This is a genomic window from Azospirillum brasilense (assembly GCF_005222205.1).
Taxonomy (GTDB): Bacteria; Pseudomonadota; Alphaproteobacteria; order Azospirillales; family Azospirillaceae; genus Azospirillum; species Azospirillum brasilense_G.
In genome coordinates this window covers 173,306-189,569 of the sequence record NZ_CP032345.1, presented here as the reverse complement: position 1 = coordinate 189,569, position 16,264 = coordinate 173,306, and the positions used below count along the sequence as shown (strand labels likewise).

At 67.5% G+C, this 16,264-nt stretch carries 17 protein-coding genes; 7 read left to right on the top strand and 10 right to left on the bottom strand.

The window, feature by feature from the left end:
- Nucleotides 1-19: 19 nt before the first annotated feature.
- The 8 genes from D3869_RS00950 to rpsF form a co-directional block, all read right to left on the bottom strand.
- The gene (locus tag D3869_RS00950; RefSeq protein WP_014240372.1) at nt 20-796 is read right to left on the bottom strand and encodes an MlaE family ABC transporter permease; all 777 of its coding nucleotides are present in this window, start codon (nt 794-796) and stop codon (nt 20-22) included.
- Complete coding sequence (alr, locus tag D3869_RS00945; protein ID WP_137138577.1) at nt 796-1,935, bottom strand: alanine racemase; 1,140 nt, start codon at nt 1,933-1,935, stop codon at nt 796-798. The genes D3869_RS00950 and alr overlap by 1 nt, the downstream gene beginning before the upstream one ends.
- Nucleotides 1,913-3,445, bottom strand: a complete 1,533-nt coding sequence (locus tag D3869_RS00940) for a replicative DNA helicase (protein ID WP_137138576.1) — start codon at nt 3,443-3,445, stop codon at nt 1,913-1,915. The genes alr and D3869_RS00940 overlap by 23 nt, the downstream gene beginning before the upstream one ends.
- Nucleotides 3,446-3,627: 182 nt before the next feature.
- Nucleotides 3,628-4,881 (bottom strand): SAM-dependent methyltransferase, encoded by a 1,254-nt coding sequence (locus tag D3869_RS00935; protein WP_137138575.1) that lies wholly within the window; start codon nt 4,879-4,881, stop codon nt 3,628-3,630.
- A 247-nt stretch (nt 4,882-5,128) separates the two neighbouring features.
- Nucleotides 5,129-5,695 (bottom strand): 50S ribosomal protein L9, encoded by a 567-nt coding sequence (rplI, locus tag D3869_RS00930; protein ID WP_137138574.1) that lies wholly within the window; start codon nt 5,693-5,695, stop codon nt 5,129-5,131.
- Nucleotides 5,695-6,651 (bottom strand): DUF2232 domain-containing protein, encoded by a 957-nt coding sequence (locus tag D3869_RS00925; protein ID WP_137138573.1) that lies wholly within the window; start codon nt 6,649-6,651, stop codon nt 5,695-5,697. Before D3869_RS00925 ends, rplI begins: the two co-directional genes overlap by 1 nt.
- A gap of 33 nt (nt 6,652-6,684) precedes the next feature.
- Nucleotides 6,685-6,957 (bottom strand): 30S ribosomal protein S18, encoded by a 273-nt coding sequence (gene rpsR, locus D3869_RS00920; protein ID WP_014240379.1) that lies wholly within the window; start codon nt 6,955-6,957, stop codon nt 6,685-6,687.
- The gene (rpsF, locus tag D3869_RS00915) at nt 6,958-7,395 is read right to left on the bottom strand and encodes a 30S ribosomal protein S6 (RefSeq protein WP_014240380.1); all 438 of its coding nucleotides are present in this window, start codon (nt 7,393-7,395) and stop codon (nt 6,958-6,960) included. It abuts the gene before it with no gap.
- Nucleotides 7,396-7,788: 393 nt separating this feature from the next.
- Between rpsF and fabD the strand changes: the two genes are divergently transcribed.
- The 5 genes from fabD (at nt 7,789) to mltG (ending at nt 12,277) form a co-directional block, all read left to right on the top strand.
- A complete protein-coding gene (fabD, locus tag D3869_RS00910; RefSeq protein WP_137138572.1) occupies nt 7,789-8,745 on the top strand; it encodes an ACP S-malonyltransferase in 957 nt (318 codons plus the stop codon).
- An 8-nt stretch (nt 8,746-8,753) separates the two neighbouring features.
- Entirely contained in the window at nt 8,754-9,491 is a 738-nt protein-coding gene (gene fabG, locus D3869_RS00905; protein ID WP_014240382.1) for a 3-oxoacyl-[acyl-carrier-protein] reductase, read from the top strand.
- A 169-nt stretch (nt 9,492-9,660) separates the two neighbouring features.
- A complete protein-coding gene (locus D3869_RS00900) occupies nt 9,661-9,900 on the top strand; it encodes an acyl carrier protein (RefSeq protein ID WP_014240383.1) in 240 nt (79 codons plus the stop codon).
- An 86-nt stretch (nt 9,901-9,986) separates the two neighbouring features.
- Nucleotides 9,987-11,249: a beta-ketoacyl-ACP synthase II gene (gene fabF, locus D3869_RS00895; protein WP_137138571.1), complete on the top strand. Its 1,263-nt coding sequence runs from the start codon at nt 9,987-9,989 to the stop codon at nt 11,247-11,249.
- Between the two features lie 26 nt (nt 11,250-11,275).
- Entirely contained in the window at nt 11,276-12,277 is a 1,002-nt protein-coding gene (gene mltG / locus D3869_RS00890; RefSeq protein ID WP_137138570.1) for an endolytic transglycosylase MltG, read from the top strand.
- A 49-nt stretch (nt 12,278-12,326) separates the two neighbouring features.
- Here mltG and D3869_RS00885 read toward each other — a convergent pair whose 3' ends face one another.
- Entirely contained in the window at nt 12,327-12,554 is a 228-nt protein-coding gene (locus D3869_RS00885; protein ID WP_137138569.1) for a hypothetical protein, read from the bottom strand.
- A 263-nt stretch (nt 12,555-12,817) separates the two neighbouring features.
- The gene (locus D3869_RS00880; protein WP_137138568.1) at nt 12,818-14,794 is read right to left on the bottom strand and encodes a lytic transglycosylase domain-containing protein; all 1,977 of its coding nucleotides are present in this window, start codon (nt 14,792-14,794) and stop codon (nt 12,818-12,820) included.
- 78 nt (nt 14,795-14,872) lie between these two features.
- Here D3869_RS00880 and dapA point away from each other — a divergent pair, with 78 nt between their 5' ends.
- The gene (gene dapA, locus D3869_RS00875) at nt 14,873-15,748 is read left to right on the top strand and encodes a 4-hydroxy-tetrahydrodipicolinate synthase (protein ID WP_137138567.1); all 876 of its coding nucleotides are present in this window, start codon (nt 14,873-14,875) and stop codon (nt 15,746-15,748) included.
- Nucleotides 15,749-15,784: 36 nt separating this feature from the next.
- On the top strand, nt 15,785-16,261 hold the full coding sequence (gene smpB, locus D3869_RS00870; RefSeq protein WP_038527736.1) for an SsrA-binding protein SmpB: 477 nt from the start codon (nt 15,785-15,787) through the stop codon (nt 16,259-16,261).
- Nucleotides 16,262-16,264 lie beyond the last annotated feature (3 nt).

Genomic DNA, 16,264 nt, shown 5'->3' with positions numbered 1-16,264 from the left:
CTCGCTCATTGCTCTGCGCTCACTTCGTCGAGAAGAAGATGCCGGTGATGAGGTAGTTCCACACCAGGATCAGGATGGAGGCCGACACCACCGCGTTGGTCGTCGCCGCACCCACACCCTGGGCGCCGCCGCGCGAATGGTAGCCGTGGTAGCAGCCCATCAGCGAGACCATGAACCCGAACACCGCCGCCTTGACGAGGCCGGAGATCACGTCGACCGGCTCCAGGAACTCCCAGGTCCGGCCGATGTAGGAGGCCGGGTTGAAGTCCAGCCGGTAGACGCCGACCAGGAAGCCGCCGAACACGCCGATGATGTCCGCCACCAGCACCAGCAGCGGCAGCATGGCCAGCCCGGCGATCAGGCGCGGCGCCACCAGATACTTGAAGGGGTTGGTCGACAGGGTCGACAGCGCGTCGATCTGCTCGGTCACGCGCATGGTGCCGATCTCGGCGGCCATGGCGGCGCCGATGCGCCCGGCGACCATCAAGCCGCCCAGCACCGGCCCCAGTTCCCGCGTCACCGACAGGGCGACCACCGTGGCGATGGCGCCCTCCGCCTGGAAACGGGAAAAGCCGGAATAGCTCTGCAGCGCCAGCACCATGCCGGTGAACAGCGCGGTCAGCCCGACCACCGGCAGCGAGTAATAGCCGATGTCGATCATCTGGCGCAGGATCTGCCGCGGGTAGAACGGCGGGCGCACGCAGTGCGACAGGGCGGCGCCGGTGAACATGGCGAGCTTTCCGGTGGCTTCCAGAAAGATCAGGAAGGCCCGTCCGGTGGCGGCAAGGAAACCCATCAAGCGACCTCAGGCGGCGGCGGGTCGCGGTAGACCCTGTGGTAACGCGCGCCCAGCGAGGTCAGGATCTCGTAACCGATGGTGCCGCCCTCGCTCGCCACGGTGTCCACCGGGCGGTTCGGGCCGATCAGCTCCACCAGCCCGCCGGGCGTCACCGCCTCGTCGGGAAGGTGGCTGACATCCACCGTCACCAGATCCATCGAAACACGCCCAACCACCGGAGCGGCCACGCCATTGACGAAGACATGGCCGCGCCCGCTGAGCGAACGCAGATATCCGTCGGCATAACCCACTGCGATGGTTGCGATTTTTCCTCTCGCCGCAACGCGGTGCGTGGCACCGTAGCCAACGGTCATAGGGCTGTCAACGTTGCGCACCTGAAGCAGCCGGGCGTCGAGCCGGATCGTGTCCCGCATCGGGTTCGCCGCGGCGGGCGTCGGATTGACGCCGTAGAGCGCGCAGCCGGGCCGCACAAGGTCGAAATGAAAGGCCGTTCCGTGGAAGATCCCGGAGGAATTGGCGAAACTCGCCTCGGCCGCGGGCAGGCGCCCGATCGCCGAACGGAAACGCCCGAGCTGCTGGCTGTTCATCACCGAGTCTTCGTCGGCGCAGGCGAGGTGGGTCATCCAGACCCGGACGTCCACCCCCTCCAGCCGGGAGAGGTCGCCGACCAGCGTGTCCAGCTCGTCCGGACCGAGCCCGAGTCGGTTCATGCCGGTGTCAATGTGGACGACGGCGGGCAGGGCCGTTCCCTGCGCCCGGGCGTGGGCCTGCCACGCCGCGATGTCGCCCAGATGGTTCAGCACCGGCAGGATGCGCCGGGCCGTGAAGTCCGGCGCGGTGCCGGCGGGCAGGCCGCCCAGCGACAGCACGCGGGCCTCCGCCGGCGCCACGGCGCGCACGGCCAGCGCCTCCTCGAACTGGGCGACCACGAAGGTCCGGCAGCCGGCGGCGGCGAGCGCCGGAACGACGCGCTCCACCCCCAGGCCATAGGCGTTCGCCTTGACCACGGCGGCGCATTCCGCCGGGGCCACCCGGTCGCGGAGCTGCGTCCAGTTGGCGACCACGGCGCCGAGGTCGATGGTCAGGACGGCGCCGGAGCGGGCCAGCGGATCACTACTCAGTGGGGCCGAAGTCATGGGTCGTGTCGAGGTCGCCGAATTTCGTGAACTGTCCGTCGAAGAACATGCGGACGCTGCCGATCGGGCCGTGGCGCTGTTTGGCGATGATCGCCTCCGCGGTGTTGTGCACCTCGGCGTAGCGCTTCTGCCAGTTGGCGTAGCGGTCGTTGTACTTGTCCTCCGTCTCCTCCGGCCGGCGGGCCGGCTCGGCGCGCTCAAGATAGTACTGTTCGCGGTAAACGAACATCACCACGTCGGCGTCCTGCTCGATGGAGCCCGATTCGCGCAGGTCGGCGAGCTGCGGCCGTTTGTCCTCGCGCATTTCCACCGCGCGGCTGAGCTGGGACAGGGCCAGCACCGGCACCTCCAGCTCCTTGGCGATGGCCTTCAGGCCGCGCGTGATCTCCGAGATTTCCTGCACGCGGTTCTCGTTGCCCTTGGTCGAGCCGCCGCGCAGCAGCTGGAGATAGTCGACCACCACCATGCCCAGCCCGTGCGTGCGCTTCAGCCGGCGGCAGCGGGTGCGCACCGCGGCGATGGTCAGGGCCGGCGTGTCGTCCACGAAGAAGGGGACGCGGCTGAGCTCCTGGCTGGCCGCGACGAACTTCGGGAAGTCGCTGTCCTTGATCTCGCCGCGGCGGATCTTGTCGCCCGACACCTCGGCCTCGCCGGCCAGGATACGGGTGGCGAGCTGTTCCGCCGACATTTCCAGCGAGAAGAAGCCGACCGGCGCGCCCTCGCCGCCGTTGGTGCGCATGTGCGCCTTGGCGGCGTTGAAGGCGATGTTGGTGGCCAGCGCCGTCTTGCCCATGGAGGGGCGCCCGGCCAGGATGATGAGGTCCGACGGGTGCAGGCCGCCCAGCTTGCGGTCCATGTCGCGCAGGCCGGTGGTCACGCCGGTGACGTGGCTGGACCGGCGGAAGGCCGTCTCCGCGGTGGCGATGGCTGCCTTCAGCGACTCGGAGAAGGCGATGAAGCCGCCGCGCACGTCGCCGGTCGAGGCGAGGTCGAAGAGCTGCTTCTCCGCCGTCTCGATCTGGTCCATGGCGTCGATGTCGAGGTCGTGCTGATACGCCTCGTTCACCATGTCCGTGCCGACCTCGATCAGCTGCCGGCGCAGGAACAGGTCATGGATCGTCTTGCCGTAATCGCCGGCGTTGACCACCGTCACCACGTTGGCGGCGAGCTGCGCCAGATAGCCGGCGCCACCGTCCGGGGCCAGTTCGACGTCGTTGTCGAAATAGGCCTTCAGCGTCACCGGGTTGGCGATCTGGCCGCGCTCCACCATCTTGGCGATGGCCGAGAAGATGCGCTGGTGCGCCGGGTCGTAGAAATGCTCGGCGCGCAGGAACTCGCCGACCTTCTCATACGCCTTGTTGTTCACCAGGATGGCGCCGAGGAGCGCCTGTTCAGCCTCCTCGTTGTGCGGCGGCGTGCGGTATTCCGCCGTCGGCTTCGCGGCACCGGCACGGGACAGCCCGCCGTCGAGGGGGCGCGGCTCGAAAAGCTGGGTGGTCTTGTCATCCATGACGGCACTTTAGCAAAGGGCGGGGCGCAAAGCTGTGCGATCGGGGTAAATCTACCCACATTCCTGTGAGTAACTTTTGCCCACAGCCGGTTAAAGCTGGGGGTAAGTCGGAAACAGGGCATTGTATCAATGTCTTCATGACTCGCCAAAGCTGTGGGTCGATGCGGCGCGGGCACCTCTGGTCACACGTTGTTCGCGCCGACGTTCCGCCCCGTCCGCAAGGGCGGCGGCACGGCCTCGGCCAAGGCCGTTTCGGTGCGCTGCATGTAGTCGCGGACGAGCGGAACGGCGCCCAGCGAGCGCGCCAGCTGCATCTGGAAAACCATGTGCCCCTGGTAGCGGAAGCTGATTTCGGCCCCCGCCAGATAGAATTCCCACATCCTGCAGAAGCGCTCGTCGTACATTGCGCGGGCCTCCTCCCGCCGGGCCGCGAAGCGCTCCCGCCAGTGGCGCAGCGTCTCGGCGTAATGGAGGCGCAGGATCTCGATGTCGGTGTTCCACAGCCCGGCCTTCTCCACCGCCGGGATCACCTCCGACAGGGCGGGCGAATAGCCGCCGGGAAAGATGTACTTGCGGAACCAAGGGTTGGTGGAACCCGGCCCGTCCGACCGGCCGATGGAGTGAAGCAACGCCACCCCGTCCTCGGCCAGCAGGTCGCGCAGTTTGGCGAAGAAGGCCGGGTAATGGGGCGCGCCGACATGCTCGAACATGCCGACCGAGACGATGCGGTCGAAGCGCCCTTCCATTTGCCGGTAGTCGCGCAGTTCGAAGCGGACCTGACCGGCCAGCCCGGCATGGGCCGCCCGCTCCCGCGCCACCGCGAGCTGTTCGCGGGACAGGGTGATTCCGGTGACCTGGGCGCCGGTCATGCGGGCGAGATAGAGCGCCATGCCGCCCCAGCCGCAGCCGATGTCCAGGACGCGCATGCCCGGCTGAAGCAGCAGCTTCGCCGCGATGTGCCGCTTCTTGGCGTCCTGGGCCTCGTCCAGCCCGGTGTCCGGGGTGGGGAAGTAGGCGCAGGAATATTGCAGGTCGCGGTCGAGGAACAGCTCGAAGAAGGACCGTGACAGGTCGTAGTGATGGGCCACGTTGCGCCGCGACCGCCGCAAGGGATTGCTCTGCTGGATGAGCCGCAGCGCGGGGGAGAGGGCTTCCCTCAGGTTGCCCAGAACGCCCTGGACATTGTCCGTCCCCGCGCTCAGCAGCGCCAGGAAATCATAGACGGAGCCGCCTTCAATGGTCAGGCGGCCGTCCATGTAGGCCTCCCCGAATCGCAGCCGCGGATTCATCACGAGGTCGCGGTGCAGCGCCTTGTCGTGCAGACGCAGGGTGAGGGACGGGATGCCGACCCCCACCCGGTGCCTCCGCCCATCGGCGCCGACGATGTCCAGGGCGCCGGCGGTCAGGGCCGGGCTGAGCAGGCCGGCAAGCAGCATCGCGCATCTCCCCATCCGTCGAACACGACTCGGTCTGGACGTTCGCCGCGAGCGAATCACCAGGAACGAGAGTCGGAGTTCGGAGCGGGGAGAGGCAACCCGCCGGACGAGGCAGGGGGCGGGGCGTCCGGCGCATCCGGATGGGGGAGGGCGGATGACTGGGGGCGCCAAAAGCGGAAAAGCCGCCTCGCCCCTTTCGGGGGCGGGCGGCTTCCGGACGAGCGGACTGGTCTCGTTGAGCGGGCGGTCAGCCCTCCTCGGAAACCTCGGCCTCGGCGGCCTCGGGGGCCTCCTCGATCTCGTCCTCGTCGTCGCGCAGGTCGGCCGCGGTGACCATGCCACCACGGGACAGCTGCAGCTCGGCCTCTTCCTGCGAGCGGGCGACGTTCACCGTGACGGAGACGCTCACCTCGGGGTGCAGGACGACGCGCAGCTTGAACAGGCCCAGCGTCTTGATCGGGGTCTCGATCGACACCTGCTTGCGGTCGACCTTGTAGCCGGCGGCGTCAAGGGCGTCCGCGACGTCGCGCGGCGTCACCGAACCGTACAGCACGCCGGTCTCGCCGGCCTGACGGATCACGACGACCGTCACGTCGTTCATCTTGGCGGCAACCTGCTCGGCGTCCTTGCGGCGCTCCAGGTTGACGGCCTCCAGGTGGGCCTTCTGCTTCTCGAAGAACGCCATGTTCGCCTTGGTGGCGCGCATGGCCTTCTTCTGCGGCAGCAGATAGTTGCGGGCGAAGCCGGGACGCACCTTCACGACCTGGCCCATCTGGCCGAGCTTCTCGACCCGCTCCAGCAGAATAACTTCCATCACTCGTCCTCCTGATCGGGGCCGGCGGGCCGGAGACGGCGACGCAGCCCAATCCATTGCTCGATCATGCCAAGACCGACCATCAGCACGATCGGCCAACCGAAAAGAAACAGGAACATGTAGAACCCGATGAGGATCGGCAGCTTGGCCGACCGGCTTCGGGCGAACACATGCACCACCGAAAGCCCGGCAAAGGCGAATGGCAAGGCCAGGATCAGCGCGGCGTTGACCGCGAGGAACCCGACCGGGTCCGACGCCAGCGAGGCCGTCACCATGGCCAGCAGGAACGCGGTGGCGAGCCACCGGGGCAGTTCCAGGTCGTCCAGCCGCATGGCGGGGCGCTTGTTGCGGCCGAACCGCATCAGCACGCCCTGCGCCAGGGCTCCGTTGACGATCGTCATGACGAGCCATGAGATCACCGCGAAGCCCGGCAACACCTCGGCCATCCAGATGTCCTGCGGGTCCGGGGCCTGATGGCCCTGCGCGGAGAACATCTGGTCCGCCATGCGGCCCAGCGTTTCCCGCACCGCGCCCTCCAGCCCGCCGGGCTGATCGAGCGTCAGAACCGCGGCGCCCAGAAGGCCCGCCAGTCCCATTCCGGTCAGCGCCATCAGGAGCCGGCCCGGAGGATACCATTCCACACCCCCGTCGGGAGCCGCCCGCGCCAGCAGCGCCTGCCGCACCACCAGGATGACCGGGACAGCCGCGGTCACCAGATAGGCGAGAGACACCAGGACGCTGGACGACACCGCCAGGACCGCCACCGTCCCCGCCGCACCGGCGAGTAGGGAGGCGGTGGAGCCGAGCCACAGTCCCGCGAGGAACAGCGGCAGCGGCGCCAGATAGCCCAGGATCAGCGCCCCGAACCCGCCGAACAGGACGGCGAGATAGAAGAAAGCGCTGACCACGCCGACACCGATGGCAGCCGCCAGAGGGGCGGCCAGGGGCGAGGCCATGGGATTACCTTTGCCTGTTGTCCGTTTTGATCCTTACTTCACCACGTAGGGAAGCAGGGCCAGGAAACGGGCGCGCTTGATGGCGCGGGCGAGTTCGCGCTGCTTCTTCGCGGAAACCGCGGTGATGCGGCTCGGCACGATCTTGCCACGCTCGGAGATGAAGCGGGACAGGAGCTTGACGTCCTTGTAGTCGATCGCCGGGGCGTTCGCGCCCGAGAACGGGCAGGTCTTGCGGCGGCGGAAGAACGGACGGCGGGGACCGCCACCGGTGCGGGCCGGAGCGCCCGAGGTCTGCTTGTCGGACATTTAGGCGTTCTCCCCTTCGGCAACGGTGGGCTCCTGGCGGCGCGGCGGGCGCGGGCCACGATCCTCGAAGCGGCGCGGGCCGCGGTCGCCGCGATCGCCGCGGTCACCACGCTCGCCGCGGCTCTGCATCATCACCGACGGGTTGGCGTCCAGCGCATCGACGCGGACGGTCATGAAGCGCAGCACGTCCTCGTTGATGCCCATGTTGCGCTCCATCTCGAGGACGGCGGCGGCGGGGGCGTCAAGGTTGAACAGGGTGTAGTGACCCTTGCGGTTCTTCTTGATCTTGTAGGTGAGCGTCTTCAGACCCCAGTATTCGGTCTTGGCGACCTGGCCGCCGTTGTCGCGAATGATCTGGGCGAACTGCTCGCCGAGCTGCTCGGCCTGGGCGGCCGAGATGTCCTGGCGCGCGATCAGCACGCACTCGTAAAGAGCCATTGTACTCCCCATGGCTGTTCATGGTCCGGCGCTGCGCCCCATCCCCTATGGACAGGATCAGCCGCCCGGGCCTAGCCGACGGCACGCGGGCCACCGGCAAGGAGTTATGAAGCGGCGCAGTATGCACAAAAGCCCTATCCCGACAAGCGGAAACACGAGCCGGCCGACGATTCCGGCATCGGGGCCTTCGGCGTGCCTTGGAATAGCCCTTTTCTCCGTTCGCCTTTGCATCGCAGCAATGAAAAAATGCCGGAAAAGCAACAGAAAGGCACCAATTCCAGCCCATCAACGTTGAGCATCGCTTGACTTGCCCGAAAGGCCGGGTATGACTGTCGCCGAATTCAACGGCGGTGCCGCGGGTGGCACGCCTTTTTACTAGGGTTCCCAGACAGCATGACCAGGGCGTTCGTCTTTCCGGGCCAGGGCAGCCAAGCCGTCGGCATGGGCCGTGAGCTGGCCGAGGCGTTCGAGGTCGCGCGGCTCACCTTTGAAGAGGTCGACGACGCGCTGAACCAGCGCCTGTCCCGCCTGATGTTCGAAGGCCCCGAGGCCGACCTGACGCTGACCGAGAACGCCCAGCCGGCCCTGATGGCCGTCAGCGTCGCGGTTATGCGGGTGCTGAAGGACCAGGGCGGGCTCGATTTGGGCAAGCATGCGGCCTTCGTCGCCGGCCATTCGCTTGGCGAGTATTCGGCCCTGTGCGCCGCCGGCGCCTTCACGCTGGCCGACACCGCGCGCCTGCTGAAGCTGCGTGGCCAGGCCATGCAGAAGGCCGTGCCGGTCGGGCAGGGCGCCATGGCCGCCCTGCTGGGCGCCGAGCTGGAGCAGGCCCAGGCCATCGCCGCCGACGCCGCCAAGACCCCCGCGGGCCAGACCGAGGTTTGCACCGTCGCCAACGACAATTCGTCGGGGCAGGTGGTGATCTCCGGCCACGCCGAGGCCATCGACCGCGCCATCGTGATCGCGGCGGAGCGCGGGCTCAAGCGCACCGTGCGCCTGCCGGTCAGCGCGCCCTTCCACTGCCCGCTGATGCAGCCCGCCGCCGACGCCATGGCCGAGGCCCTGGCCAACGTGACGATCAACGCGCCGGCGGTCCCGGTGGTCGCCAACGTGACCGCGTCGGCCGTGTCGGATCCCAACCAGATCCGCCGCCTTCTGGTGGAACAGGTGACCGGCATGGTTCGCTGGCGCGAGAGCGTGCTCTATATGAAGGAGCAGGGCGTCGACACGCTGATCGAGCTGGGCTCCGGCAAGGTGCTGTCGGGTCTCGCCAAGCGCATCGACAAGGAGTTGGCCGGAACCTCCGTCCAGGGGCCGGCGGACGTCGAATCGTTCCTGAAGACCCTGTGAGGCATTCCATGTTCGACCTGACCGGAAAGAAGGCGCTGGTCACCGGCGCCTCGGGTGGCATCGGGGCGCAGATCGCCCGCGCGCTGCACGCGCAGGGCGCCACCGTCGCCCTGTCCGGCACCCGCGTCGCCCCGCTGGAGGCGCTCGCCGCCGAACTGGGCGAGCGTGCCCTGGTGGTGCCCGGCAACCTCGCCGACGCCGCTGGAACCGAGCAGCTCGCCAAGGACGCGGAGGCCGCCCTCGGCCAGATCGACATCCTGGTGAACAACGCCGGCCTGACCCGCGACCAGCTCGCCATGCGCATGAAGGACGACGACTGGCAGTCGGTGCTGGACGTCAACCTGACCGCTGCCTTCCGCCTGTCGCGCGCCGTGCTGCGCGGCATGATGAAGCGCCGCTGGGGCCGCATCATCGGCATCACCTCGATCGTCGGCGTCACCGGCAACCCCGGGCAGGCCAACTACGCCGCCTCCAAGGCCGGCATGATCGGCATGTCGAAGTCGCTGGCGGCGGAGGTCGCGTCGCGCGGCATCACCGTGAACTGCGTCGCGCCGGGTTTCATCACCACGGCGATGACCGACGCCCTGAATTCCGAGCAGAAGGACAAGCTGCTCACCGCCATTCCTTCCGGCCGCATGGGCGAGCCGGGGGAAATCGCCGCCGGAGTCGTGTACCTGGCGAGCGATGAGGCCGCCTATGTCACCGGCCAGACGCTGCACATCAACGGCGGCATGGCCATGATCTGAGGCGGATTCGCTGCCTGAACCACAGGTTCGGACCGGCTCCCGCGGGCGCTGGTCAAGGCTGTAAAAATGTGTTATCGGACGGGGCTTTTTGTGGCAGGAAGGCACGCAGCCGCGTGTTGAGCCGGCCGAATTCGCCCGAGCGGTCTCAAGGATTGGAAGGTCTAAAAAAATGAGCGATGTCGCCGAGCGCGTTAAGAAGATCGTTGTGGACCACCTCGGGGTCGAGGAGTCGAAGGTGACGGAGAACGCCTCCTTCATCGACGATCTCGGCGCCGACAGCCTCGACACGGTCGAGCTGGTTATGGCTTTCGAGGAAGAGTTCGGCTGCGAGATTCCGGACGACGCCGCCGAGAAGATTCTGACGGTGAAGGACGCCATCGACTTCATCAAGGCGAACGCCGCCGCCTGATCAGGCGTGGCGCAAGAAGGCCAGGCAGCTTTTCAAAGTGGCCTGGCCGTCGCTGAGTTTTCCGAGGAAAGGTCAAGGAATACCCCATGAGACGTGTCGTCGTTACCGGCCTTGGTCTGGTCACGCCGCTCGGTGTCGGCCACAAGCTCAACTGGGAGCGTCTGACCGCCAGCCAATCGGGCATCCGCGCCATCACGGGTTTTGACGCCTCCGATCTGGCCTCGAAAGTTGCCGGGCAGGTTCCGCGCGGGGATGGTGAGGGGTTGTTCAACCCCGATGCCTTCGTTCCGCCGAAGGACCAGCGGAAGATGGATGATTTCATCATCTTCGCCATCGCCGCCGCCCACGAAGCGATCAAGGATTCCGGCTGGGTTCCCCAGACCGAGGAAGAGCGCGAACTCACCGGCGTCATGGTGGGCTCGGGCATCGGCGGCCTGCCGGGCATCGCCGATGGTGCGGTCACCCTGGCCGAAAAGGGCCCGCGCCGCATCTCCCCCTTCTTCATTCCGGCCTGCCTCATCAATCTGGCGTCCGGTCACATCTCCATCCAGCACGGCTTCAAGGGTCCGAACCACGCGGTGGTCACGGCCTGCTCGACCGGCGCGCACGCCATCGGCGACGCCTCGCGCCTGATCATGCTGGGTGACGCGGACGTGATGGTCGCCGGCGGCACGGAAGCGGCGGTCAGCCGCCTGGGCGTCGGCGGTTTCGCCGCCATGCGCGCCCTGTCCACGAATTTCAACGACACGCCGGAAAAGGCGTCGCGTCCCTACGACAAGGACCGTGACGGCTTCGTGATCGGCGAGGGCGCCGGTGTCGTCGTCCTCGAGGAGCTGGAGCACGCCAAGAAGCGCGGCGCCCACATCTACGCCGAAGTGGTCGGCTACGGCATGTCCGGCGACGCCTACCACATCTCCGCCCCGGCGGAAGATGGCAACGGCGGGTTCCGCGCCATGCGCAACGCGCTAAAGCGGGCCGGGATGGAGCCGTCGGACATCGACTACGTCAACGCGCACGGCACCTCGACGCCGCTGGGCGACGAGATCGAGTTGGGCGCGGTGAAGCGTCTGTTCGGTGGGGCGATGGACAAGCTCGCCATGTCCTCCACCAAGTCGGCCATCGGCCATCTGCTGGGGGCCGCCGGCGCGGTCGAGGCGATCTACTCGATCAAGGCGATCAACCACAGCCTGGTTCCGCCGACGCTGAACCTTGAGAACCCGTCGGAGAGCTGCCTCGGCGTCAACCTCGTTCCGAAGGTTGCGCAGGAGCGCCGCGTGCGGGCCGCGCTGTCGAACTCCTTCGGCTTCGGCGGCACCAACGCCTCCCTGGTCTTCAAGGAATTCGCCTGAGCGGCGACGCATCGCGGAGACCGCCGATGGGTTGGGGCCTCCGAATCGCGGCGGGGGCGTTGACCGTCCTCACCGCGGGCAGCGGGTTGGTGTTCTGGGGTGCCCTCCGCGTGATGGCCCCCGGACCGCTCGAGCACGCCGAGACGGTCGTCATTCCGCGCGGGAGCGGGCTGGAAGCGATCGCGCTGACCTTGGAAGACGCGGGGGTCGTCGAGTCCCCGATCCTTTTCCTGTTCGCCGCCAAGCTCCAGGGGCCGCTGAAAGCCGGCGAGTACGCGTTCCCGGCCGGAATCAGCGTCGACGGCGTGCTGGAGATGCTGCGTCAGGGCAAGACCGTGGTCCGCCGCTTCACGGTGCCGGAGGGACTGACCTCCGCCCAGGTGGTTGCCCTGCTCGACGCCGAGCCGGCGCTGAGCGGCGAGGTGAAGACGGTTCCGAAGAACGGCACCGTGCTCCCTGAAACCTATCACTATTCCTACGGCGACTCGCGCTCGGCCCTGGTCGAGCGGATGCAGCACGCCATGACCCAGGCGCTGAACGACGCCTGGAAGAACCGTGGCCCGGACCTGCCCTACGAGACTCCGCAGCAGGCGCTGACCATGGCGTCCATCGTGGAGAAGGAGACCGGCGTCGCGGCGGAGCGCGCCAAGGTGGCGGGCGTCTTCGTCAACCGCCTGGAGACTGGCATGAAGCTCCAGTCGGACCCGACGGTGATCTACGCGCTGACCGACGGCAGCGGGGAGTTGGGGCGGGCCTTGACCCGCAACGACTGGAAGTTCGAGTCGCCTTACAACACCTACGTCGCGGCAGGGCTTCCGCCGGGGCCGATCGCCAACCCGGGGCGGGCGTCCATCCAGGCGGCTTTGCATCCGGAAAAGCACGACTTCCTGTATTTCGTCGCCGATGGGACCGGCGGGCATGTCTTTGCGAAGACCTTGCCGGACCACAATCGGAACGTCGCCAAATGGCGCGAGGTGCAGCGTCGGCAGTCCGGTGGTGCGGGCAACGGGGACACGCCGCAGGACTAGCGGTCCCCTGTTCCCGAACGGAAGGCCGACCCGAACGCAACGCCTTTGGTCAGGCGGCGTTTGAGGCCACCACCTCCAGGGCGACGACACCGCCCAGGGCGCCGTAGTTCTTGCGGGCGGCGCGCATCTTCTCCAGCGATTCCATGAGGCTTTCCTCGGCGAAGCCAGGGGCGAGCTGCGCCAGCTCCTGTTCCGTCAAGGAGATGAAGGCGTCTAAAAGGCGCGCGTGGATGCGGCACGCCTGGCGGACTTCATCGGCGACCATCGGTGCTGGCATGGTAGGCTCCCAATCACGGAATAAAGAGAAACACGGTCCGTCCGTGCGTGGGAATTCTGTCGGGTTGTGGTTAATAGAGCATTAAATGCAATTCATCTTCCGGACAGGAAGAAGAGTTACCACTTCAGACGAAAAGGGCGAAAATTGGACGATTTCGATTTCGGTATGTGACAGAGATAAGCCGGCTTTTGTGACTTTCGAATATTCGTCTTTGATCGGTGCGACGGTCCCTCGTCGGATATGGGCGAGGGACCGTCGGGAATTCATCGCCGGATTTCCTTGTCCAGATTCAGCTCCGCCTTGGCGCCCTGGATGCGCGCCCGGTAGACCAGCATGGCCTCCATGACCCGTTGCACGTAGTTGCGGGTTTCGTAGATCGGAATCAGTTCCAGCCAGTCCACGGCGTCGATGGCTTCGCCCCGCGGATCGCCATAGGTCTCGATCCATTGGCGCACGCGGGTCGGGCCGGCGTTGTAGGCGGCGATCGCCATGATGTAGGAGCCGTTGAAGCGGTCGATCATGTCCGCCAGATAGGTGGAACCGAGCCGCACGTTGTAGTCCGGGTCGCTGATCAGCTTGGCGGTGTCGTGCTTGACCCCCAGCTTGCTGGCGACGAGCTGCGCCGTTCCGGGCATGAGCTGCATCAGGCCGCGCGCACCGGCCGACGACACCACGCGGGTGTTGAAGGTGCTTTCCTGCCGGATGATGGCGTGCACCAGGGCGATTTCCGGAGCCGACGGGCGGCTCTCGATCATCGGGTAGCCGGCTTCCACCAGGAACACGTCGTTCTGCGCAGCGTCCTTCGCGGCAGCGACGGCGAGATCGCGGCGCCCGACCTCGCGGGCCAGCTTGGCGGCCAGCACGTAATCCGCCGGCTCCTTGGCGTCGAGGCTGATGCGGCGCAGGAAGGCGGTCACCCGCTCGTCGGTGTTGCCCTCGATCTCAGCCAGCAGCTTGGTCACGCGGACCACCTCCCGCCGCTCGAAGGCGGTGGCGTCGGCGTTCGACACGCGCGGCTCGGCGGGCAGGGCGATGCGCCCGCTCCCGGCGTGGCGGGCGGCGAGCTGGCCGTAGAAGGTCGTCCCGTACTGGGCGGCCTTGGCGTACCAGTCCTTGGCCTGCGCCGTCTGGCCCAGCGCCTCGGCCGCGCGCCCGCACCAGTAGGCGCCGCGCGCCTTGCTGATCGGCGCGCCGACCGAACGGTAGAGCTTGTGGAAGTGGTTGAAGGCGCTCGACGGATCGTCGAGGAAGCGCAGCGCCAGGAAACCGGCAAGGAATTCCGCCTCCGCCGCGCCGCTGCCCTCGGTCTGGCCGTGCGCCGTGACCAGACGGTAGGCGAGGTTGTGGTCGCCGTTCACCATGGCGCGGCGGGCCAGGATGTGGCGCTCCGTCCACCACGCCTGCGGGCGGCCCATGTCCTTGGGCGCCTGGGCGATGATCTCCAGGGCTCCCGCGTCGTCGCCCTTGCGACGGCGGTAGCGGGCGCGGTCGAACAGCAGGCCGGGGTCGTTGCGCAGGGAGGCAGGGACGCGCGCCAGCGCCGCGTCGGCGTTCTTGGCGTCGCCGTCCAGGGCGATCCGCGCCTCGATCAGCAGATCGTAGGCCTCGTCGAAGAAGGGCAGCATGCGGCGCACCGCGGCCTCCTGGCGCTCCCACAGCAGGCGGTCGATGCGCGCCTTGTGCTCCTGCGGGCGCAGGTGGGAGCGGTAGCGGGCCAGGAACTGCTCCTCGTCCGCGGAGGTGAAGTTCGCTTCGACCCAGCGGTCGCGCACCATCCGCACCGCCCGCTCGGCGTTGCCGGTCGCCAGCAGCGTGTCGGCGTAGCGCATGAAGCCTTCGTTGGACAGCGGCGGGTACTGCTTGAACCAGGCGAGCACCCGGTCCTCGTCCAGGTCGATGGGCATCGCCTTTTCCGCCTGACGGCGGAGCTGCGCCTGGTTGGGCCAGTCGCCGTTCTCGCGGATGAAGGCGGCGATCTCGTCGAAGCTGCCGCCGCCGGGAGTCGCCAGGGCCATCCAGCGGATCACCTTGGCCGGCAGCTTGTTGGAGGCCTGGGCGGCGAGGCGCAGCGCCTCGTCGTGCCGGTCGTTGTCGGCGGCCTTGAAGGCCTGCCGATAGACCGCGAGGTCCTGCGCCGTCAGGCTGGCCGCCCCAGCGGGCTGGGCCAGCACGATCAGCCCCAGCAGGGCGGCGGCAATGGCGGAACGGGTGGCGGAACGGGTGGCATGTCGGATGATCATCCGGGCGCTCTTGCTCGGGGGAACGGGTGCGGCTAAGGTGCGCGACACTTTTCTTGAAGTCCGTCGGAGGTGGCAGGCATGTTGTACGGTTCCATCGTCGCTCTTTTGACTCCGTTTAAAAACGGGAAAGTGGACGAGGCCGCCTTCCAGTCCTTCGTCGAGTGGCAGGTTGCGCAGGGCACCCACGGTCTCGTTCCGTGCGGCACCACGGGCGAGTCGCCGACCCTCTCCCACGAGGAGCACAACCGGGTCGTCGAGCTGTGCATCGAGGCCGCGGGCGGGAAGGTTCCGGTCGTCGCCGGCACCGGGTCGAACTCCACCGAGGAGGCGATCGCGCTGACCCGGCACGCCAAGAAGGCCGGCGCCACCGCGGCGCTGGTCGTCACGCCCTATTACAACAAGCCGACGCAAGAAGGTCTGTACCAGCATTTCAAAGCGATCCATGACGCGGCGGATTTGCCGATCGTTATCTACAACATTCCCGGCCGCAGTGTCGTGGATATGTCGGTGGCAACGATGGCCCGCCTCGCCAAGCTGCCGAACATCATCGGCGTGAAGGACGCCACGGCGGATCTGGCCCGCCCGGTCCGTCTGCTGCAGGAGGTCGGTCCCGACTTCATCCAGCTCTCGGGCGAGGACGCGACGGCGCTGGCCTTCAACGCGCAGGGCGGCGTCGGCTGCATCTCGGTGACGGCGAACATCGCGCCGGCCCAGTGCGCCGCGATGCAGGACGCCTGGCGGAAGGGCGATCTCGCCACCGCCTACAAGTACCGCGACCTGCTGACCCCGCTGCACGATTCCATGTTCGTGGAGACGAGCCCGGCCCCGGTGAAATACGCCGCCAGCCTGCTCGGCAAGTCCTCGGACGAGGTTCGCCTGCCGCTGGTCGCCGCGTCGGAGAGCACGCGGACCACCGTCCGCGACGCGATGAAGAAGGCCGGGCTGCTGTCCTAAGGGACGGCAGCACCCCGCCCCAGGGAAGGAGGATCCGTGGCCGCCCGCGAGCCCGAACCAAGGCGCATCGCGGCACAGAACCGCCGCGCACGCTTCGACTATTTCATCGAAGACACCATGGAGGCCGGTCTGATCCTGACCGGCACCGAGGTGAAGTCGTTGCGCGGCGGCCGTGCCAGCATCAACGAGGCGTACGCCGGCCTCAAGAACGGGGAGCTGTACCTGTTCAACGCCTACATCCCGGAATACGGGCAGGCGGGACGCTGGCTTCAGCACGAGACCAAGCGGCCGCGCAAGCTGCTGGTGCACCGCCGCGAGCTGAGCAAGCTCATGGGCGCCATCAAGCAGAAGGGGATCACGCTGATCCCCATGTCCGTCTATTTCAACGACCGCGGCATCGCCAAGGTCGAGGTGGGCTTGGCCGCCGGCAAGAAGAAGCACGACAAGCGCGAGTCTGAGAAGGAACGGACGTGGCAGCGCGACAAGGCGCGCCTGATGCGCGACCGGGGATAAAAG